We start from the raw sequence: 21,870 nt of genomic DNA, 5'->3' as shown, positions 1-21,870 counted from the left end.
GGGAGGAAAACTGTATGCAAATCGAAAAAATTCGAGGGCATCAAACAGATCAGTTATTTAAAGCAGTACTAGAACTGAAGGACATTGAAGAATGCTATAAATTTTTTGATGATTTATGTACGATTAGTGAAATTCAATCACTAGCACAACGCTTTGAGGTAGCACATTTATTACGTTTAAAGAAAACCTATGAATCCATTAAAAAGGAGACAGGGGCAAGTACTGCAACAATTTCTCGTGTACGTCGCTGCTTTGATTATGGTAACGATACATATGATGAAATGTTAGGTCGTTTGTATCCAGATGAAAAGCCGTTTCAAGCACCAAAAGAATAGTAGGTAAGAGGCTGGGTAGAGTTTCTGCTCAGTCTTTTATATTTTTTTGTAGAGAGCCATAAGCTATACTTGTAAACGAATAGATAGAAAATGATAGGTGGTAAAATAGATGGATTATTTAGAGTGGAGACATGTGTTCAAGTTAGACCCAGCAAAGGACATATCGGATGAAGCACTAGAAAAAATTTGTGAATCTGGAACGGATGTTATTTTGGTTGGCGGCACAGATGGCGTAACATTAGATGGCGTATTAGATTTGCTTGTCCGTGTGCGTCGCTTTGAAGTACCAATAGCGCTGGAAATTTCAACAATTGATGCAGTAACGCCTGGCTATGACTATTATTTTATTCCAACGGTGTTAAATAGTGATGACCCGAAATGGATTAAAAATTTACACCATGAGGCTATTAAAGAATATGGCGATATTATGGTTTGGGATGAGTTAGTAGCTGAAGGGTATTGTATTTTAAATCCAAATTGTAAAGTTGCAGAAGTAACACAAGCGAATACCGATTTATCGACGGATGATGTAGTGGCCTATGCACGAATGGCAGAAAACTTCTTTAAACTGCCTGTATTTTATTTAGAATATAGCGGAGAATATGGCGATATTGAAATCGTGCGTGCGGTGAAAAGTGAATTGCAAAATACAAAGCTCTTTTACGGTGGTGGCATAACTTCTTCTAAGCAAGCTGCTGAAATGGCACAAGTTGCTGATACTGTAGTTGTGGGAAATATTATATATGAGGATTTAAAAGCTGCACTTTCGACTGTTAAGGCTGTAAAAAATGCGATATAATTAAGAACAAATGTTTGTAAGGCGGTGCGAAATGGAGCATTTAACAAAAAACTTATTAGTAGGTATGAACCCCGAACAGGAAAAAGCAGTGAAAACAACTGAAGGCCCATTGCTTATTATGGCAGGCGCTGGTTCGGGCAAAACGAGAGTACTAACACATCGTATTGCGTACTTAATCATAGAAAAAGAAGTATACCCATCAAAGATTTTAGCAATTACGTTCACGAATAAGGCTGCTCGTGAAATGAGAGAGCGGATAGATGGTATTCTCGGAAATGGAACGGGCGACAGCATGTGGGTATCCACATTTCACTCGATGTGTGTACGCATTTTGCGCCGTAATATCGAGCAACTAGGTATTTCACGCAACTTCTCGATTTTAGATTCGACAGATCAGCTATCAGTTATTAAAAATGTTTTAAAAGATGAAAATATTGACCCTAAGCGTTTTGAACCACGTGCTATTTTAAATGCGATTAGTTCAGCAAAAAATGAATGCATAACTGCAGATGAATATGCAGCGCAAATCAATGAACATAATCCGTATGAAAAAACGGTTGCCCGTGTGTATAAAGGCTATGAAAAAAGATTACGACGCAATCAGTCACTAGATTTTGATGATTTAATCATGACAACGATTACCTTATTTAAACGAGTACCTGAAGTATTAGAATACTATCAAAATAAATTTCAATATATTCATGTTGACGAATATCAAGATACTAATAAATCGCAATATTTATTAGTGCAATTACTTGCGAAAAAATTTAAAAATATTTGTGTCGTAGGGGATTCCGACCAATCCATTTATCGTTGGCGAGGCGCTGATATTGGCAATATTTTATCGTTCGAAAAAGATTATCCAAATGCTAAGGTCATTATGCTAGAGCAAAATTATCGCTCTACAAAGCGCATCCTCCAAGCGGCAAATGACGTCATTCAAAATAATACAAGCCGTTATCCGAAAGAGCTGCGCACAGAAAATGCACATGGTGAAAAAATTGCTTTATATAAAGCATATAATGAGCAGGAAGAAGCGCAGTTTGTCGTGCAAACAATCCAACAGCTTATGGAGAAGGAAAATCGTTCATTTGATGATTTCGCCATCTTATACCGTACAAATGCACAGTCTCGTGTGATGGAAGAAGTGCTTGTGAAGTCCAATATGGCGTATCAAATTGTGGGTGGTACAAAATTCTATGACCGTAAAGAAATAAAGGATTTATTGGCGTATTTACGTCTAATCGCCAACAATGACGATGATTTATCGCTTGCGCGTATTATCAACGAACCGAAGCGCAGTATTGGTGCTACCTCATTTGAAAAAATGGCACGCTATGCAATTGATCAGGATCGCTCCATTTTTGATGCGATGAATGATCTAATCTTTATGGGACTAACAGGAAAAGCTGCTGCTTCAGCAGAACATTTTTATGCCATGATTAAAGGTTTTACGGAAATGCAAAATTACTTATCTGTGACGGAAATCGTAGAACAAGTAATTGAGAAATCAGGCTATCGTGCGATGTTACAAAACGAAAAGTCCATTGAAGCGGAAAGTCGTTTAGAAAATATTGAGGAATTTTTATCTGTAACAAAAGCGTTTGAAGAACGCAGTGAAGATAAGAGCTTAATCGCCTTCTTGACGGACTTAGCTCTGATTGCCGATATCGATGCGCTTGACAAGGAAGATGCATCAAAAGGAAATATTATTTTAATGACGATGCATGCCGCAAAAGGATTAGAATTCCCCGTCGTTTTCATTATTGGCATGGAAGAAAATATTTTCCCTCACTCTCGTTCTTTAGATGACAACGATGAAATGGAAGAGGAACGACGCCTGGCATATGTTGGCATTACACGGGCAGAGGAACGGTTGTATTTAACATGTGCACAATCTCGTACGATTTTTGGTCGTTCAAGCTTTAACAATGCTTCCCGTTTCTTACGTGAAATTTCAGAGGACATTTTAGAGTCAATTTCCAAAGGTGGTTCAAAACCTGAAGTACCATTTGCATCAAGTAATCGCTCGTCTAGTGGGTATTCAAAACGCACACTTGGCGCGCACCAGCATACACAACCAGCAACTGCACGCCTGCAAGCAACTGGAGGCGACCAATTCGGTTGGAAGGCTGGGGATAAAGCGATTCATAAAAAATGGGGAACAGGTATGGTTGTTAGCGTAAAAGGTGAAGGTGATAGTACAGAACTTGATATCGCATTTCCACAACCAATCGGTATTAAGCGACTATTGGCGCAATTTGCACCTATTGAAAAAGCGTAAGCGGAGGAACTTAAATGAATGAAATTGAACAGCGCATAGCGGAGTTAAATAAATTATTGCATGAATATGGGCATGCGTATTACGTGCTAGATAATCCTCTAGTTGCAGATAGTGTATATGACCAACTATTACATGAACTCATTGCATTAGAAGAGGCGAATCCTTCACTTATTTATCCTGATTCTCCGACACAGCGTGTAGGCGGTGCAATCGTAGAAGGATTTAAAAAAGTGACGCATGATTATCCGATGCTAAGTCTGTCAAACGCATTTAATGAAGCGGACTTACAAGAGTTTGACCGTAAAATTCGTCAAGCAATCGGCGATCGCTTTTCTTATGTTTGCGAATTAAAAATAGATGGTCTTGCTATTTCATTAAAATATGAAAATGGTGTTTTTGTACAAGGAGCTACACGCGGTGATGGCGTTGTAGGGGAAGATATAACAGCAAATTTAAAAACGATTCGTGCTGTGCCACTGCGCTTAAAAGAACCAATTACGATTGAAGTACGTGGCGAAGCCTATATGCCTAAAAAATCATTTGAAAAATTGAATGCCCAGCGAGCGGAAAATGGCGAAGAATTATTTGCAAATCCTCGCAATGCCGCCGCTGGCTCATTGCGTCAATTAGATCCTAAAATTGCCGCAAGTCGTCAATTATCAACCTTTATCTATGCAATTGGGGGAGATGGTGAGGCGTACGGAATTGATGGACATGGCGAAATGCTAGATTATTTAGAAGGAATCGGCTTCCCTTCAAATAAGGAGCGTCAACGTTGCGCGTCCATTGAGGAAGTATTGTCCTTTATTGAATATTGGACAGAAAACAGACCGAATTTAGCCTATGAAATTGATGGTATTGTTATCAAAGTCGACCGTTTTGCACAGCAAGATGAACTCGGCTATACGGCAAAAAGTCCAAGATGGGCAATTGCCTACAAATTCCCAGCAGAAGAAGTTGTCACAACATTACTTGATATTCATTTAACAGTAGGGCGCACTGGCGTTGTCACACCAACTGCGATTTTAGCACCCGTACTGGTAGCTGGAACTACAGTGCAACGCGCCTCCCTACACAATGAAGATTTAATCCGCGAGAAGGATATTCGCATTGGAGATACCGTCATTATCCGAAAAGCTGGGGATATTATTCCTCAAGTAGTCGGGGTATTATTAGAGCAACGTCCAGAAGATTCAATTCCTTACGAAATGCCGGCAAATTGCCCGGTATGTGATAGTGAGCTTATTCGAATTGAGGGGGAGGTTGCCTTACGCTGTGTGAATCCAGCTTGTTTTGCCCAAATTGCAGAGAGCATCAAGTACTTTGTCTCCCGTAACGCCATGAATATTGATGGGCTTGGAGAGAAAGTTGTCGAGCAACTGTTGCGCGCTGATTTAATTCATGATGTATCCGATTTATATCAGTTAACAGTGGAGCAATTAGTAGAGTTGGAACGAATGGGTGAGAAATCAGCTACCAACCTAGTGAAAGCTATTCAAGCATCTAAGGACAATTCGATGGAACGTCTATTGATTGGGTTAGGGATACGACATGTTGGAGAAAAGGCAGCGAAAATCGTGTCAGAGGAATTTGAGACGATGGAGGCGGTTATGGCTGCATCTGAGGAACAACTTGTTGCGATTCATGAAATTGGCGATAAAATGGCCTCGTCGCTCGTTGAGTATTTTGCTAATGAAGATGCTCGTGCTGTTATTACGCGACTTGCTGAAGCGGGTGTCAATATGACGTATAAAGGCAAAAAGGTAGAAGTAATCGTTGGAGACAATCCATTCGCAGGGAAAACAATCGTATTAACTGGTAAACTTGAGCAATTGACACGGAACGATGCAAAGGCGAAAATAGAAGAGTTAGGTGGAATTGTCACAGGCAGTGTTAGTAAGAAAACAGACCTTGTTATTGCTGGCTCGGATGCGGGTTCCAAACTAACGAAAGCACAACAACTAGGCATTGAAATTTGGAACGAAGATGACCTAATTGAGCAACTGACTTAACATCATTTAAAGTAAAGTTTCATAACGCAAGAAAACAGTAAAGCATGAAGAATATTTGCGCCCAAAAATTAGTGGCGTCAAATATAATTTGTCCAAGACGAATCTGATATTAGTAAAGGGGTACTAACATAATGAAGTCATTTCGACTCATTCCAGCAATTGTAGCTGCTGCAATGCTAGTCGGCTGTGTGCCTTCGAATAAGAAGGAGACAGAGCTTACACAGGAAACGCAACAGGAAAAAGCGGAAACAACGATTATTCCTAGTCTACAGATTGATGAATCTTTTTATAAAACACTCATTCCATATAAAGAAAGTGCAAGCCGTGGATTAGTTGTTTCGAATATTTACACGAAGTATGATATGAAGGAAGTTGAAACAGGGCTAATGCGTCTTTCTCAAAATGAGTTTGACACAGAAAATTATTACTTCCAAGAAGGGCAATATTTAGCTGAAAGCACAGTAAGCTCCTGGTTAGCGCGTAGTTCACAAACGGAGGATGGGTTAAACCCTCCGACAACAGACGCCATGACGCCAGAAGAACGTGCAACAAAAGCGCCTATTTATTTAGCCCATATTGTAGAGCAAAACTACTTAAAGAAAACGGATGATAACAAAGTAAAACTAGGTGGTATTTCCATCGGGCTCGCTTTGAATTCTATTTATTATTATCAGAAAGAACAATATGGGGAGTATTACGAGGAGCCTATTCCGGAGTCTGCTCTTATTGAACAAGGCAAAAAGATGGCGGCTGAAATCGTTTCCCGTATGCGTACACGTGATGAACTAAAAGATGTACCGATTGTCGTTGGGCTATTTAAACAGCGAGCGCGCAATGAAATAATTCCAGGTACTTATTTTACTTATGGTGTTGCCAAAGAAGGGCAAAATGATATTGGCGATTGGCAGGCGCTTGATGAAGAATATGTGATGTTCCCTACAGATGACACACATGATGCTTATCGAGATGTAAGTAATAATTTTAAAAACTTCAAACAAGATGTTGATAAATATTTTTCTAACTATACAAGTGTAATTGGCACTGGCTTCTATCAAAATAAAAAAATACAAAAGCTCTCAATTGAAATTCCAATCCAATTTTTCGGCACGGCTGAAATTATAGGTTTTACACAATATTTGACGGGCGTCCTTATCAATCAATTTGATAATATCAATGTCGAAGTGAGCATTACATCGGTTAATGGTCCAGAAGCTTTAATTATGAAAGAAGCGAATGATAAAGACCCATATGTACACGTGTATGAGTAAAAAATAGTCAGCCTTGTGCTGGCTATTTTTTAATGTGCTAATATCCAATGGTATTTGTTGCTCTTTATTGCAATGAGGACCTTAGAGTACGGAAATCCGCTATGGATGATGTTGTCCATTTCAACAATAGCAGACATCATAAGACAACACTTTGTCATAGTAGTGAAAGTTTCTATATTTTTGGTGAAAGTTGTGATTTTTAGTAGGAAAAATGTTATGATAATGGGCATGGTTAACTTTATTCAACCCTATTGTTATCAATAAAAACAATGAATTGGATAGTATTCGGAGGTGTGAACAATGGCAAAATTAACAAAAGAAGAGGTTAAGCACGTTGCGAATTTAGCACGTCTTGCAATTACAGAAGAAGAAGCGGAAAAATTTGCTGAGCAACTTGGGAAAATTACTGACTTTGCAGAGCAGTTAAACGAGTTAGATACTACAAATGTTGAACCAACAACACACGTTTTACCATTAGTAAACGTAATGCGTGAAGACGTGGCAACAAAAGGTTTAGACCGCGATGTAATGATGTTAAATGTAAAAGAACAAGAAGATGGTCAAGTAAAAGTACCAGCTATCATGTAATACTAAAACATAGGAGGATTCCTCATGACGTTATTTGAACGTTCAGCAAAGGAGCTACAAGCTGATATTAAAGCTGGTAACCTAACAATCGCTGACTTAACAAAAGAAGCATATGAACGAGTGGCAAAGCTTGACGGCGATGTACAAGCTTTCCTTGCTTCAAACGAAGAAAAAGCAACTGCACAAGCAGCTGAAATGGACAAAGTACCATTTGAAAAACGTGGACCACTTTTTGGTCTTCCTATTGGCGTGAAAGACAATATCGTAACAGAAGGCTTAGAAACAACATGTGCTTCTAAAATTCTTGAAGGATTTATGCCAATATACGATGCAACTGTCGTGAATAAGCTACGCGAAGCGGGCATGATTACAATCGGTAAATTAAACATGGACGAGTTTGCAATGGGTTCTTCAAATGAAAACTCATACTATAAAACAACAAAAAATCCATGGAACTTAAACCACGTACCAGGTGGTTCATCAGGTGCATCTGCAGCAGCAGTAGCAGCAGGCGAAGTGCCATTTTCACTTGGTTCAGATACAGGTGGTTCAATCCGCCAACCTGCAGCATATTGCGGTGTCGTAGGGATGAAACCTACATATGGTCGTGTATCTCGTTTTGGACTTGTGGCATTTGCTTCTTCATTAGACCAAATCGGACCAATTACACGTAATGTTGAAGACAATGCGCTTCTACTAGAAGCCATTTCAGGCTTAGACCCTAACGATTCAACTTCAGCAAATGTAGAAGTACCAAACTTCGCAGCAGCACTAACTGGCGATGTCAAAGGCTTACGTATTGCTGTACCAAAAGAATTTTTAGGTGAAGGTGTTGGCGAAGCAGCACGTCAATCCGTACTGGATGCATTAGAAGTACTAAAAGGCTTAGGTGCAACAGTAGAAGAAGTATCACTTCCTCATTCTAAATATGCGCTTGCAGCTTACTATATCCTTTCTTCTTCTGAAGCTTCATCAAACCTTTCTCGTTTCGATGGGATCCGTTATGGCTTCCGTGCTGAAAACGTGACGAACTTAATGGACCTTTACAAAGAAACACGTGCGCAAGGCTTTGGTGATGAAGTAAAACGTCGTATCATGCTAGGAACATACTCGCTTAGCGCAGGTACTTATGACGCTTACTACAAAAAAGCGCAACAAGCACGTACACTTATTAAAGCAGACTACGACAAAGTATTCGAAGACTTTGATGTAATCATTGGACCTACTGCACCAACACCAGCATTTAAAATTGGTGAAAATGTAGATGATCCGATGACGATGTATGCCAACGATATTTTAACAATTCCTATGAACTTAGCAGGTGTACCAGCAATTTCAATTCCATGTGGTTTTGAAAATGGTTTACCATTAGGCTTGCAAATTATCGGTAAATACTTCGATGAAGCAACAATTTACCGTGTAGCGCATGCGTTCGAGCAAGCTACTGCGTTCCATAAAGAAGTTCCTCAAATTTGGGAGGGAAAATAACATGAACTTTGAAACAGTCATTGGTTTAGAAGTACACGTTGAGTTAAAAACAAACTCAAAAATCTTCTCGCCAGCGCCAGCTCACTTCGGTGCTGAACCAAATACAAACACAACAGTAATCGACCTAGGTTACCCTGGTGTCCTACCTGTCTTAAATAAAAACGTTGTAGATTTCGCAATGCGTGCAGCACTAGCATTAAACATGGAAATCGAACAAGAAACAAAATTTGACCGTAAAAACTATTTCTATCCTGATAATCCGAAAGCTTATCAAATTTCGCAATTCGATAAGCCGATCGGTAAAAACGGCTGGATTGATATTGAAGTAGATGGTTATACAAAACGTATCGGTATTACACGTCTTCATATGGAAGAAGATGCTGGTAAACTAACGCATGCTGGTGACCACTCACTTGTTGACTTTAACCGTCAAGGGACACCGCTTGTAGAAATCGTGTCTGAGCCAGATATTCGCACAGCAAATGAAGCGTATGCTTACCTTGAAAAATTAAAATCCATTATCCAATATACAGATGTTTCAGACTGTAAAATGGAAGAAGGTTCACTGCGCTGTGATGCCAACATTTCGATTCGCCCATATGGTCAAGAGGAATTCGGTACTAAAACAGAGCTTAAAAACCTGAACTCATTCAACTACGTACGTCGTGGGATTGAGCACGAAGAGTTACGCCAAGCGGACGTATTACTTTCAGGTGGCGTGATTGATCAAGAAACACGTCGCTTTGATGAAAAAACAGGTAAAACAATTTTAATGCGCGTGAAAGAAGGAACAGATGATTATCGTTACTTCCCAGAGCCTGACTTGGTGCGCCTGTCAATCGACGATGAATGGTTAGAGCGCGTGAAATCAGAAATTCCTGAACTGCCAGATGCTCGTAAAAAACGCTATGTTGAAGAATTAGGCTTAACACCTTATGACGCGGGCGTGCTTGTTATTTCTAAAGAAATTTCAGATTTCTTTGAAGCAATGGTAGCTGATGGTGCAGATGCAAAACTTTCAGCTAACTGGTTAATGGGCGATGTTTCAGCTTATTTAAATGCTGAACAAAAGGATCTTAAAGATACAGCGTTAACACCAGAAAACCTTGCTGGTATGGTGAAGTTAATTACGGACGGTACAATTTCTTCTAAAATCGGTAAAAAAGTATTTGCTGAATTAGTAGAAAACGGCGGTTCAGCTAATGACATCGTAAAAGCAAAAGGTTTAGTTCAAATTTCAGATGAGAGTGCCTTATTAGCAATTGTTACAGAAGTATTAGATAACAATGCACAATCAATCGAGGACTTTAAAAATGGTAAGGATCGTGCAATTGGCTTCTTAGTCGGTCAAATTATGAAAGCGACAAAAGGCCAAGCGAACCCACCAATGGTTAATAAATTATTACAACAAGAAATTGCTAAACGCTAATTTTTTGCTATTACAATGAGTCAAGAAAGTGTCTTCACTTTCTTGACTTTTTAAATGGAAAGACTATACATACTAACAAAAAGTAGCACTTAATAGTTGTCTAAAATGAGTATTCATAGCAAAATATAGAATAGAAACAATCACATCACTTAAAAAGGGGATAGTATATGAAAACTGAGCAACAATATTTTGAAGAAGCCATTTCAATTCAACAATATATGGATCAGATGACGACGCTAAAAGAAGATAGCTTTGTAATTTATGATGGTTTTGAAGTGCCAACAAACGATGGTTTTGTAACGTTACTGAAGGACAAGCAACCAAAAATTTTAACCATTACAGAAGATTGGTGCGGGGATGCAATGCTAAATAATCCAATTATTCGTCGTGTTGCAGAAGCAGCAGGATTAGATATGCGCACAGTTTTCCGTGATGCAGATACGGATTTAATCGACCGTTATTTAACAAATGGTGGACGCGCGATTCCGATGTATATTTTATTAAACGAGTCAGGACAAGTGATAGGTAAATGGGGACCACGTGCGCCAGAGTTACAGGACATTGTTGTGAACAAAAGAGCGACGTTGCCAGATAAAGAAGACCCGAATTTTGAGGAAGCACAAAAATCGCTTTACGCTGAAATTCGTGAAGACAATATTACCAACAAAACAAATTGGACTTATGTATATGAAGATTTCAAAAAACATGTAACAGCAGCATTACAAAAATAAAACATTTTACTTAGCGACAGTGGTGTTTGGGCTGGCGTAGTAATAGTAGTGCAACATTTCAACGAAAAATTCGTTGAAAGTATTAGAATCTTATGAAGCAGGAAGGTATGTTATGAAACGAGCAAGAATCATTTATAATCCTACATCTGGGCGAGAAGTGTTTAAAAAGCATCTACCAGAAGTATTGGAGAAACTAGAGGTAGCAGGCTATGAGACATCTTGTCACGCAACAACTTGTGAAGGTGATGCAATAGAGGCAGCAAAAAATGCAGTAGAACGTGGATTTGATATTATCATAGCAGTTGGTGGCGATGGGACGTTAAATGAGGTTGTTTCTGGTGTAGGCCAATTCGAAAAACGTCCGAAGATTGGTCTAATTCCTATGGGGACAACGAATGATTTTGCACGTGCTGTCCATATACCACGAAATATTGATGAAGCTGTTGATATTATTATTAAAGGCGATACCTTACCAGTTGATGTTGGATTGTTAAATGGAGAACGCTATTTCATCAATATTGCTGCTGGAGGACGTATTACAGAGCTAACGTACGAAGTACCTAGCAAAATGAAAACAATGCTTGGACAGCTCGCCTACTATTTAAAAGCAGTTGAAATGATTCCATCTATTAAGGCATCACATATGCGTATTGAATATGATGGTGAAGTATTCGATGGCGATGCCATGATGTTTTTATGTGGCTTAACGAATTCAGTAGGAGGCTTTGAAAAGCTTGCACCAGATGCGAGCATAAACGATGGATACTTCACATTATTAGTATTAAAAAAAGTAAGCTTGCCAGAATTTATTCAACTTGCAGCAATGGCTTTACGAGGCGAACATTTAAAGGATGATCGTGTTATTTATAAAAAAGCAAGTGTCGTAAAAGTAACGACGGATAGTGAAGTTCATTTAAATTTAGATGGTGAATATGGTGGAGATGCGCCTGCGACTTTTGAAAACTTAAAGCGCCATATTGAAATTTTTGTCCCAATTGAAGATATTCGTGAGGAAGACCGTATTTAGATTAACAAAAAGCGTAAATTTTATTTTATAAATTTACGCTTTTTGTATTTTATTCCCATATAATGAAGGGTTGTGAACGAATTAAGAAAAATGTTTGGCAAATGTGCGTATATTACTTGAACAAAATTTGAAACCTTTATAATAGGCCGAAATATCGGACCATTATAAAGGTTTTTTTCGTTGGAATAGTGGAAAATATGGGTATGGGAAAGGGAAAGGAAGTGGTGCAGTTGTATAAGTCACAGGAAAAGAAGCTTATTTGGTTAAGTTTTGGTGTTGCAATTATCATGCTACTTTCCATACTTGGAAGAATATTTGGAAGTTAGGAGGGCAATGAGATGATTAATGAATCAGCAGTCTTTTGGAGTCGTGCGTTAACGGAGCTTACGTTATCATTCCACATCATTTATGCAACGATTGGTGTCGGTGTGCCGTTAATGATCATGATCGCACAATGGACTGGATATAAAAAGAATGATGAACATTATATTTTGATGGCGCGACGTTGGGCACGAGGTTTCGTCATTACCGTTGCTGTAGGAGTCGTAACAGGAACAGCTATTGGATTGCAATTATCGTTACTATGGCCGAATTTTATGCAACTTGCAGGGCAAACGATAGCATTACCGCTCTTTATGGAAACCTTTGCATTTTTCTTTGAAGCCATTTTCTTAGGAATTTATTTATATACATGGGATCGCTTTGATAGCCAGAAAAAGCATATGTTACTCCTAATACCTGTTGCAGTTGGTGCATCTATGTCAGCTGTCTTTATAACAATGGTAAATGCCTTTATGAATGCACCTCAAGGCTTTGATATTGTGGACGGACAGCTTGTAAATATTCAACCATTTCTAGCGATGTTTAACCCAGCCATGCCAACAAAAGTTGCGCATGTTCTTGTAACAGCCTATATGACATCAGCATTCGTCTTGGCAGCCATTGCAGGCTACCGTATGCTCAAAGGCTCAGATCATGTTTACCATAAAAAGTCTCTATTTTTATTGATGAAAATCGGTTTAGTTTCATCCATTGCTGCAGCAATTATAGGCGATTTCTCAGGTAAATACTTAGCGGAATACCAACCAGAAAAATTAGCAGCGGCTGAATGGCATTTTGAAACAACAGATAAAGCATCTTTGATTTTGTTCGGTGTTTTGGACGGCGAAGAAGTTAAATACGCCATCAAGGTTCCTTATGCTTTAAGTATACTAGCACGCAATAATCCAAATGCAGAAGTCATTGGTTTAGATCAATATGCGGAAGAAGACAGACCACCGCTTTATATACACTATCTTTTTAATATCATGGTCTTTATCGGCATGTTTATGGTATTAGTGTCTTTCCTTTACGTAGTAGGAAAACCCCGTGGTTGGCGCTTTATTCATACTCGATGGTTTAGATGGATTATTGTTGCAGGTGCACCACTGTCAATTATTGCGATTGAAGCCGGTTGGTGGCTTGCGGAAGTTGGACGTCAACCGTGGATATTATACGGTATTATGCGCACACCAGACGGCGCTACAACGAGCGATCATGTAGATTTGATGATGCTGTTATTTACAGGTGTGTATACCGTACTTGGAATAGGAAGTACAGTCGTATTAGTGCGTATGTTTAAAAAGAATCCAATTGAACGTGAAATTGAAGATCGACATACAGAAAAGGGCGGTGACATCATATGACATTAGAGGTTTTAGGAATTTCAGTTTTGTGGATATTCCTTTTCGGTTATGTGATGGTGGCATCTATTGATTTTGGGGCAGGTTTTTTCAATGCTTACAGTTTACTTATTGGAAAAAATCATGTCATAACCAATATTATTAAGCGTTATTTATCGCCTGTATGGGAAGTAACAAATGTCTTTTTAGTATTTTTCTTTGTAGGGATTGTAGGATTCTTTCCACAAACCGCCTTCTACTATGGAACAATCTTGCTTGTTCCAGTCAGCATTTCATTAGTGTTACTGGCAATTCGAGGGTCGTATTATGCATTTGAGGCGTACGGTGCACGCGGCCATATTGGTTACACGCTGACATATGGCGTATCAGGTTTATTAATTCCAGCATCGCTCTCTGTTGTCTTTGCTATTGCAGGTGGTGGTTATGTAGACATTGTAGAAGGGCAACCTGTATTAAATTATTGGACATTATATACAAGTACATTTGCTTGGAGTATTGTCGTATTAAGTATAGCGGCAGTTCTCTATATATCCGCAGTATTTTTAACATGGTATGCACATAAAGCAACCGATGTAGAGGCTACAAATTTAATGCGAAAATACGCCCTTATTTGGGCAGCGCCTTTAATGATTAGTGCACTTGGTATTATGTATGAGATGAAATCCATTAACCCTGAAAGCTATCAGAATATGGTTGATTTATGGTGGATGTTTGCTATTTCCGCCGTATTATTTATCATTACAGTGATATTACTATGGATGCGAAAAAATTACGGTCTTGCAGTAGGATTATTAATCGCTCAGTTTGCGGTAGCATTTTTCGCCTATGGCATTGCACAATATCCATATTTACTGTATCCGTATTTAACAATTTACGATAGCTTCACAAGCACGCAAATGGCCGTTGCATTAGTCATCGTCTTTATTTTAGGATTATGCTTGCTTCTGCCTTCACTTTATTTATTGTTGAAATTATTCCTATTCAACAAAAATTACGTGACAGGAAAAGAAGACCATCATGCATAGGGGGATATAGGTATGGAACAAATCGAAATATTTTATGCGCCATTTATAGTCGTCATTATTAGTATCTTAATTATGTTTTGGTGGGCACCAAAAGATGATTATGTAAGAAAAAATAAAAAAGGGAGTCGCGAATAGCGGCTCTTTTTTAGCAAAATTAGTACAACCTTATAAATTCAAGCCTTGTTCTTTTTTCCTCCGCTATCACATGCTACAATAAGGAGATTGAAATGGAGGATGTACGAATGTCAGCACCCGTAAAAAAGAATGACCAACTAACAGTTTATATAGAAGATTTAACACATGATGGCAATGGTGTCGCAAAAGTCGACGGCTATCCATTATTTATTCAAGGGGCTTTACCGAATGAAACAGCAGAAGTACATGTTTTAAAAACATTAAAAAATTATGGCTTTGCAAAAGTCTTGGATATTTTAAAGCCTTCACCTGATCGAGTAGAAGCACCTTGTGATTATTTCAAGCAATGTGGGGGCTGTCAGTTACAGCACTTATCGTATGAAGGTCAGTTAAAGTGGAAGGAAAATATGGTGCGCAATGTTATGCAACGTCTAGGCAAAATCGACGCACCTGTTTTACCTGTGAAAGGGATGGCGGAACCATGGCAATATCGTAATAAAGCCCAAATTCCATTTTCCACAAATGACGCCGGTCAAGTGATTGCTGGATTTTACAAAACAAAATCGCATACGATTGTCGATATGGATCGTTGTCTCATTCAAACAGGCGAGGCGGACGCAATTCTTTCTGGTCTCAAAAAAGAATTAACAGCTATCGGCATGCAACCATACAATGAGGCATCACATGAAGGCATGCTACGTCACGTCGTAATCCGTACAGCACGTGCAACAGGTGAGGTCATGGTTGTACTTGTGACGAAAAAGAAAAAATTCCCGCAAAAAGAAGCCGCTGTAGCGAGCATAGTAAAGCTAGTACCAAATGTTACATCCATTATGCAAAACATCAATAGCGATAAAACAAACGTTATTTTTGGTGATGAAACGATTAACCTTTGGGGCAAAGACGTCATTATTGACGCTATCGGCGATGTACGCTTTGAAATTTCAGCACGTTCTTTCTATCAAGTAAACCCGCAGCAAACCGAAGTGCTTTACAAGCAAGCGCTTGACTATGCTGATTTACAAGGACATGAACGTGTCATAGATGCCTATTGCGGCATCGGTACCATCTCTTTATTCCTAGCACAAAAAGCAAAAGCGGTGATGGGTGTTGAAATCGTACCCCAAGCTATTGAAGATGCAAAACGCAATGCAGAGCTGAACGGCTTTACCAATACGTACTTCGAGGCAGGCCCAGCAGAGGAAGTTATTCCACGCTGGTATAAAGAGGGCAAAGAAGCGGATGTCCTAGTTGTCGACCCACCACGTAAAGGATGCGACGAAGCCCTTTTACAAACAATTTTAGAGCAGCGTCCTAAACGAGTCGTATACGTATCATGTAACCCAGCCACACTCGCACGCGACCTACGCATCTTAGAAGATGGCGGATACAAAACACAAGAAATACAACCAGTTGATATGTTCCCGCACTCTACACATTGTGAGGCTGTAGCTCGGTTGGAGTTGGTTTAATAAAATAAATTTAGCAGTTCGGACAATCTTAATATTAATGAGATTGTCCGAACTGCTTTTTTGCTTTTAAATCACAGGAAATAGGTATTTATTATTTGATGTATAATAGAAACGTTATAAAATTATGTAAAGTAATATCATCTAATTTACCTAATTTAAGGGGGAGAAATGTTGGAGACTTTAACAATTAATAATAAAGCAGCGAATTTAATTCAATACATAAATGATTTATCGAGGTTAAAGCAGCGTCCTATATCTTCTTACCGAAGTTATGAGGATATAATTTGGATTGAAAAAGATATTCCAAATGAACAAGAGACAACAGACTTTTTTAGAAGTGATACTAGTAATTGGCTTACGGTCAAAAAGCCTATAAAGCCTAAAGAGCCGGTACTTCCTAATGAATTAAAAGATTGGATAAATATTAATTTTTATAATCTTACGTACGAAAAGATTGATGTGAAAAATCAACAAGTTGTAAATGATGATAAAGAAATTGAAATAGTTGAGATAACAATTGATGAATTTCCAAACTTAAGAGAAGCACGTGAAGAATTTATTGAGAATATATGGGAAAAACATGTTGAAGAAACAAAACGTGTTAAAAAGATTCAGGATTTATATGATAGATTATTTAAGATTCATCAATTATTGCAAACTAATGCTGAATCACTTGAGTTAATTGTAGGAGTAGGATTGTTACAGTGGAAACTGCCGAAGCAATCCGTTGAGAGGCATGTATTAATTAACAAAGTAGAGTTGCATTTTGATAAAGAGAAGGCAGTTTTTATTATTGAAGATGGTGCGAAAGGTCTTGCAATTGAATATGAAGAAGATATGCTATCACTTGAAAATCAGTTACAAAAAGCGGATCACAATGAAGTTCAACAATTGATTAATGAAATCAATGAAGAACAAAGCGTCATGTCGCAAATGGAAGCGATATTAAAGACGGTTGCTAATGCTTTAGATTCTCGTAGTCAATATCATGATTCTTTAGCGATTCCTAGTATAAAAGATGGTGCATCGCTGCTAATATCCAATAGCCCTGCATTTATAGTAAGAAAGAAAACACAAAAAAGCTTTCAAAATGCATGTGAAGTTGCAGTTCAACAATTAAGTGATGATAGTGTAAAGGTGCCAGCCAATTTAGCGAATATGTTTAATTATAAACAAGTGGAAAAAAGCAAAATTCACGAATATGAAGTGACTGAAAATGATGAAGTGACGTTACCAAAAAGCAATCCATTTTATTTTCCTCTTCCGTCGAATGAAGAGCAGGAACGAATTATTAAATCCTTATCGAACAAGGACAATGTTTTAGTTCAAGGGCCTCCAGGAACAGGTAAAACTCACACGATAGCGAATTTAACTGCACACTTATTATCGACAGGGAACAGAGTGCTAATTACAAGTCAAACAGCTAAAGCGTTAAGTGTCTTAAAAAGCAAGCTACCTACAGATTTACAAGCATTAACAGTAAGTTACTTAGGTGGTGATTCTAGCTCCATTAAAGACTTAGAAAAAGTAGTAAGCACCATTTCGGTAAATAAAGAACGATTTGATTTAAGGGAGAAAGAGCTAGTTGTTGAACAAAAGGAACAACAGCTGAAGCAATTAAAAGGAATATTAAATAAAACGAAAACCGAATTGCTCGAAATTAGAGAACAAGAAACATATGAACATCATTTTTCAAAATCGTATGCAGGTACTGCGCAGCAAATCGTAAAGCAAATTCATGCATTAGATGATCAATATAAATGGTATACATCAAATGTCACTCTAGATACATCAGAAGATTATTGGCAATTAGAAAAGAAATTAATTCAAGGGATTATCCAACTTAATGCTACTTTTGAAGACATAGTTGATGAATATAAAATATTTGATTATCCGAATTTATCTATCGCAAACGAAATCCAAAACATTGAATCGCTATTTAATGAAGAATCACGTTTATTTGAAAATCTAAAAGAATTAGAAATAGCCAAAAATGAAAGCCTCATCGAAATAACGCAATCGTTGACATATGAGCAACAGTCGGAGTTGTTAACCGAATTTGAACGATATAGTTCTTTGAAGCAGTCACTATTATTTAAAACATATCCAGCTTTAGGAAATACTTTAAACGATGTATTTATTAATCGAGGAATGAATTGGAAAGAGTATAACGAGCAATTAAAGTATGCAATAAGTACATATTTACAATATGAAAACGAAGTAGAAGCATCCTTATTTGATGTAAAAGATATTTCATTAGCAACTTTGAAAGTTATGACCGCGGATTTAACAAATCACTTAGATCAAGGCGGTAATTTAGGTAAATTTTTAATTAAGCCGAAAGTTGTAAAACAATATAAAGATCAACTTAGCGTTATAACTTATAACGCTAAGTTATTAAAAACACCAGAACAAATTTACCTATTAAATAAATTTGTCTTACAAGAAAGTGCAAAACAGAAATTAAAAGAATTATTAGTACCATTGTTTATAGATGAACATTTAATGCAGCCGGTAACATTAAAACAGGAAGTGCAGTCCATTGTTGAACAATTAAATATTATAGATGCTATACATGAATGGCGAGAAGGCGTATTAAATAAATTTGAAGTAATTTCGCCAAATGGTTTTGATGAATCCTTTATTGAACAATTAAAAAATAATATCCAAATTGTTCAAATAGAAGAGCAACTATTACAGATGAACACTAAGTTTAATGATATTGGTAAATCTATTGAAGAAGTTATAACAGACAAAACACACTCATTATATAATGAGTTATTAGATGCTTTACGTGCAAGAAATAGTGATTTAGTACAGAGAGTGTGGGAAAAATATGTACTATATCAAGAAGTTAAGAAACGTGATGAAACTGTAATCGAGCTTAAAAATAAGTTAGTAGCTCATTCACCATTAGTGGGTACTAACTTTATTGAATCTATGGATGATACAGTATGGCAAAAACGACTTTTAGAATGGGAAAAAGCCTTTGTTCATAAACAAGTGAAAAATTGGATGGAAGCATTCTTGTTACGGAATGAACAAGTGTTATCCCAAAAATATGATGAACTTGAAATGCAAATAAAGCAGACAATCATTGAAATTGGTTCTACAAAAGCATGGATTAATATGTTGAAGTCAATGAATGATTTGCAAAGTCAACATTTAAAAGCATGGATGAAATCTGTTAAAAATGTCGGAAAAGGTACAGGTAAAAATGCTGCGAGATATCAAATGGAAGCACAAATGCATATGGAAAAATGTATGGGGGCAATTCCGGCCTGGATTATGCCAATGAATCAAGTATTCGATAATTTTGAAATTAAACCTAATTTATTTGATGTAGTAATTATTGATGAAGCGAGTCAGTCTTGGCATGAAGCATTGCTATTAAAATATATTGCTAAGAAAATGATTATTGTAGGAGACGATAAACAAATTAGTCCAACAATAATAGGCATTGACGAAGATGATGTGAAGAAGTTACAGACAAGATATTTTAAAGAAATTGATTTTGATTTTGGGTTTGACTTAAATATTAAAAATTCATTTTTCGATATATGTTACATCATGTTTAAAGATACGATAACGCTTCGTGAACATTTCCGTTGTATGCCGGAGATTATTGGATTTTCTAATTTAATTTCTTATAGTGACAGGCCTTTAATTCCTTTACGACAATATCCAGCAGATCGTCTGGAACCAATAAAGACTAAATATTTACCACACGGTGTACGTGAAGGAACAGGGCAAAATGCACTGAATGAAGTAGAAGCTGATGCAATTGTTGAAGAAATAACAAGGTGTCTTGAAAATCCTCAGTATGAAGGTAAAACATTTGGGGTTATTTCATTACTAGGTATCGGACAAGCCAAGTATATTCAAAATAAATTATTGAAAACAATAGGAGCAGAAGTGATGGAGGAACGCCATATTATATGTGGCGATGCCTATAGTTTCCAAGGAGATGAAAGGGATGTTATTTTCCTTTCAATGGTAGCAGCAAAAGGTGAAAAACGTATAACAGCATTAACTAGTGAAAGTGCTCGTCAAAGATTTAATGTTGCAGCCAGCCGAGCTAAAGATCAATTATGGTTAATGCATTCTATTACGATAAATGATATTTCTAATCGAGAATGTTTACGATACCAGCTATTGTCTTATGTAGCAAATCCAATACAGGAAGAAAATGAGTCGAATCGTATGTTATGCGAAAGTGAATTCGAAAAAAGTGTATTTGATGCTATTACAGTTAAAGGATATAAGGTCATCCCGCAATATCAAGTGAATGGCTATCGTATTGACTTAGTAGTTGTAGGTGAAAAAACAAGATTAGCGGTTGAATGTGACGGAGACTATTGGCATACTTCACCTGAAGACACAGAACGAGACTTCCAACGAGAGAAGATATTACAACGAGCGGGCTGGAGATTTTGGCGTATATTGGGAAGTAAATATTATCACAATCAAGAAAAAGCTTTGGAGTCGTTATGGGCTACATTAGAAGAAATGGGTATTTATCCATTTGTAGAAACAGCAGAGCAACAAATCGACCTAGGAACAAAAGAAGTAGCAGCAGGTATTGTTGCAACTGACTGTGCTAGTAATCAAACCGAACTTTATAATCATGTGAAAAAATTATTACGAATGGAAGGTTTTGAAGTTTTACAGGACCGACCATTAACAGATAAGCTTTATGTGGTAGGTTCAAGGCTGTTACAAAGAGAACTAGAATATATCCTACCTAAAGGTATTCAAACTACATTTTATCAAGATGGATTGGATATTTCAGAAGGCATGTCTGTGTGGGTTATTTCGATATAAAATTGTAAACCTGATGTATTGTAATACGATTTATAAGGTAAACAAGATTTTACAAGTGAAATTTTGAAGTAATATTGATGATACAGATGAGTTATTATTATTTTAAGGTGATTCTACTACATCCTGATTTTTAAAATGTCCACGCTCAGCACTCACCACATTGCGAGGCAGTTGCGTGGTTGGCGTTAGCTTAATATACAGGGGACACATCTAATTATTGATTGATTCGAAAAATTTAAAAGCATTCCTATAAAACTTGAAAAAGTAGATATTTTCAATACAGACCTTGATTTTGCAAATAACTTTTGCGAAATTGGGGTCTTTTTTATATGGAAATTAATTGGGAAATGTGAATGTTCAGCCTATAGAATTAGTACATAGATTTCCTCCCGTTCTTTCTAGGAAAGGAACTACTTATATGATTTATTTTATGAAGATTTCCTATGCTTAACACCGGAAATCAGTTGCATTTTATAGGGGCTTTTCAGAAGCTTTGTGACTTTTTATAAGACTCTAATTTCATGAGGATTTAGAGAATAATTTTTAATTTTACCTCATAATAAAATATGTTGTCAACAATAAGTTTGTGATTTTTTAAAAAAATGTTATAATAGTCTTATAATTGTTTTTTTAAATCGTATTTCGAATTCCGCTGACCTTTTTTGCAGATAGAATTTGGATACGTTTTTTTAATATCCCTTATTAAGACGAAGAAAAAAACAGTTATGTGGGCTTTTTGAGGTAGGTAGTTGAATTAAATAATTAATTGAC

General features: G+C 37.2%; 15 protein-coding genes. All 15 read left to right on the top strand.

Annotation, left to right across the window (positions count from 1 at the left end):
* The first annotated feature begins 14 nt into the window (after positions 1–14).
* The 15 genes from MKY08_RS19460 to MKY08_RS19390 all read left to right on the top strand — a co-directional run bounded on the left by MKY08_RS19460 (position 15) and on the right by MKY08_RS19390 (position 21,099).
* Positions 15–335 carry a YerC/YecD family TrpR-related protein gene (locus MKY08_RS19460; RefSeq protein WP_004225717.1) on the top strand — a complete coding sequence of 107 codons (321 nt, stop codon included), beginning with the start codon at positions 15–17 and terminating at the stop codon, positions 333–335.
* Between the two features lie 109 nt (positions 336–444).
* Positions 445–1,134 carry a heptaprenylglyceryl phosphate synthase gene (locus MKY08_RS19455; RefSeq protein WP_069509607.1) on the top strand — a complete coding sequence of 230 codons (690 nt, stop codon included), beginning with the start codon at positions 445–447 and terminating at the stop codon, positions 1,132–1,134.
* Between the two features lie 31 nt (positions 1,135–1,165).
* On the top strand, positions 1,166–3,418 hold the full coding sequence (pcrA, locus tag MKY08_RS19450; protein WP_069509610.1) for a DNA helicase PcrA: 2,253 nt from the start codon (positions 1,166–1,168) through the stop codon (positions 3,416–3,418).
* Between the two features lie 14 nt (positions 3,419–3,432).
* A complete protein-coding gene (gene ligA, locus MKY08_RS19445; RefSeq protein WP_069509614.1) occupies positions 3,433–5,430 on the top strand; it encodes an NAD-dependent DNA ligase LigA in 1,998 nt (665 codons plus the stop codon).
* A gap of 131 nt (positions 5,431–5,561) precedes the next feature.
* The gene (locus MKY08_RS19440) at positions 5,562–6,698 is read left to right on the top strand and encodes a CamS family sex pheromone protein (protein ID WP_069509617.1); all 1,137 of its coding nucleotides are present in this window, start codon (positions 5,562–5,564) and stop codon (positions 6,696–6,698) included.
* Between the two features lie 300 nt (positions 6,699–6,998).
* Positions 6,999–7,286, top strand: a complete 288-nt coding sequence (gene gatC, locus MKY08_RS19435; RefSeq protein ID WP_024364473.1) for an Asp-tRNA(Asn)/Glu-tRNA(Gln) amidotransferase subunit GatC — start codon at positions 6,999–7,001, stop codon at positions 7,284–7,286.
* Positions 7,287–7,310: 24 nt separating this feature from the next.
* Positions 7,311–8,774: an Asp-tRNA(Asn)/Glu-tRNA(Gln) amidotransferase subunit GatA gene (gatA, locus tag MKY08_RS19430; RefSeq protein ID WP_025220652.1), complete on the top strand. Its 1,464-nt coding sequence runs from the start codon at positions 7,311–7,313 to the stop codon at positions 8,772–8,774.
* Position 8,775: 1 nt separating this feature from the next.
* On the top strand, positions 8,776–10,203 hold the full coding sequence (gene gatB, locus MKY08_RS19425) for an Asp-tRNA(Asn)/Glu-tRNA(Gln) amidotransferase subunit GatB (RefSeq protein WP_069509620.1): 1,428 nt from the start codon (positions 8,776–8,778) through the stop codon (positions 10,201–10,203).
* 167 nt (positions 10,204–10,370) lie between these two features.
* Positions 10,371–10,934: a thioredoxin family protein gene (locus MKY08_RS19420; protein ID WP_069509623.1), complete on the top strand. Its 564-nt coding sequence runs from the start codon at positions 10,371–10,373 to the stop codon at positions 10,932–10,934.
* A gap of 112 nt (positions 10,935–11,046) precedes the next feature.
* The gene (locus MKY08_RS19415) at positions 11,047–11,961 is read left to right on the top strand and encodes a diacylglycerol kinase (RefSeq protein ID WP_069509626.1); all 915 of its coding nucleotides are present in this window, start codon (positions 11,047–11,049) and stop codon (positions 11,959–11,961) included.
* 338 nt (positions 11,962–12,299) lie between these two features.
* Positions 12,300–13,646, top strand: a complete 1,347-nt coding sequence (locus MKY08_RS19410; protein ID WP_069509629.1) for a cytochrome ubiquinol oxidase subunit I — start codon at positions 12,300–12,302, stop codon at positions 13,644–13,646.
* Entirely contained in the window at positions 13,643–14,668 is a 1,026-nt protein-coding gene (locus tag MKY08_RS19405; RefSeq protein ID WP_069509632.1) for a cytochrome d ubiquinol oxidase subunit II, read from the top strand. Before MKY08_RS19410 ends, MKY08_RS19405 begins: the two co-directional genes overlap by 4 nt.
* Positions 14,669–14,680: 12 nt before the next feature.
* Positions 14,681–14,803 (top strand): hypothetical protein, encoded by a 123-nt coding sequence (locus MKY08_RS19400; RefSeq protein ID WP_256093130.1) that lies wholly within the window; start codon positions 14,681–14,683, stop codon positions 14,801–14,803.
* Positions 14,804–14,910: 107 nt separating this feature from the next.
* Positions 14,911–16,275: a 23S rRNA (uracil(1939)-C(5))-methyltransferase RlmD gene (gene rlmD / locus MKY08_RS19395; RefSeq protein WP_069509704.1), complete on the top strand. Its 1,365-nt coding sequence runs from the start codon at positions 14,911–14,913 to the stop codon at positions 16,273–16,275.
* A gap of 171 nt (positions 16,276–16,446) precedes the next feature.
* Positions 16,447–21,099: an AAA domain-containing protein gene (locus MKY08_RS19390; RefSeq protein ID WP_069509635.1), complete on the top strand. Its 4,653-nt coding sequence runs from the start codon at positions 16,447–16,449 to the stop codon at positions 21,097–21,099.
* Positions 21,100–21,870 lie beyond the last annotated feature (771 nt).

Origin of the sequence: Lysinibacillus sp. FSL M8-0337, assembly GCF_038593855.1 — a bacterium.
GTDB lineage: Bacteria > Bacillota > Bacilli > Bacillales_A > Planococcaceae > Lysinibacillus > Lysinibacillus sphaericus_D.
This window is presented reverse-complemented; position numbering and strand designations above follow the sequence as displayed.

What these genes read in the sequence shown, in the direction of transcription:
- ligA (WP_069509614.1), top strand. Translation starts at nt 3,433, where the DNA reads ATGAATGAAATTGAACAGCGCATAGCGGAGTTAAATAAATTATTGCAT.
- MKY08_RS19460 (WP_004225717.1), top strand. Translation starts at nt 15, where the DNA reads ATGCAAATCGAAAAAATTCGAGGGCATCAAACAGATCAGTTATTTAAA.
- gatB (WP_069509620.1), top strand. Translation starts at nt 8,776, where the DNA reads ATGAACTTTGAAACAGTCATTGGTTTAGAAGTACACGTTGAGTTAAAA.
- MKY08_RS19455 (WP_069509607.1), top strand. Translation starts at nt 445, where the DNA reads ATGGATTATTTAGAGTGGAGACATGTGTTCAAGTTAGACCCAGCAAAG.
- rlmD (WP_069509704.1), top strand. Translation starts at nt 14,911, where the DNA reads ATGTCAGCACCCGTAAAAAAGAATGACCAACTAACAGTTTATATAGAA.
- gatA (WP_025220652.1), top strand. Translation starts at nt 7,311, where the DNA reads ATGACGTTATTTGAACGTTCAGCAAAGGAGCTACAAGCTGATATTAAA.
- MKY08_RS19415 (WP_069509626.1), top strand. Translation starts at nt 11,047, where the DNA reads ATGAAACGAGCAAGAATCATTTATAATCCTACATCTGGGCGAGAAGTG.
- MKY08_RS19440 (WP_069509617.1), top strand. Translation starts at nt 5,562, where the DNA reads ATGAAGTCATTTCGACTCATTCCAGCAATTGTAGCTGCTGCAATGCTA.
- MKY08_RS19420 (WP_069509623.1), top strand. Translation starts at nt 10,371, where the DNA reads ATGAAAACTGAGCAACAATATTTTGAAGAAGCCATTTCAATTCAACAA.
- gatC (WP_024364473.1), top strand. Translation starts at nt 6,999, where the DNA reads ATGGCAAAATTAACAAAAGAAGAGGTTAAGCACGTTGCGAATTTAGCA.
- MKY08_RS19410 (WP_069509629.1), top strand. Translation starts at nt 12,300, where the DNA reads ATGATTAATGAATCAGCAGTCTTTTGGAGTCGTGCGTTAACGGAGCTT.
- MKY08_RS19405 (WP_069509632.1), top strand. Translation starts at nt 13,643, where the DNA reads ATGACATTAGAGGTTTTAGGAATTTCAGTTTTGTGGATATTCCTTTTC.
- MKY08_RS19400 (WP_256093130.1), top strand. Translation starts at nt 14,681, where the DNA reads ATGGAACAAATCGAAATATTTTATGCGCCATTTATAGTCGTCATTATT.
- pcrA (WP_069509610.1), top strand. Translation starts at nt 1,166, where the DNA reads ATGGAGCATTTAACAAAAAACTTATTAGTAGGTATGAACCCCGAACAG.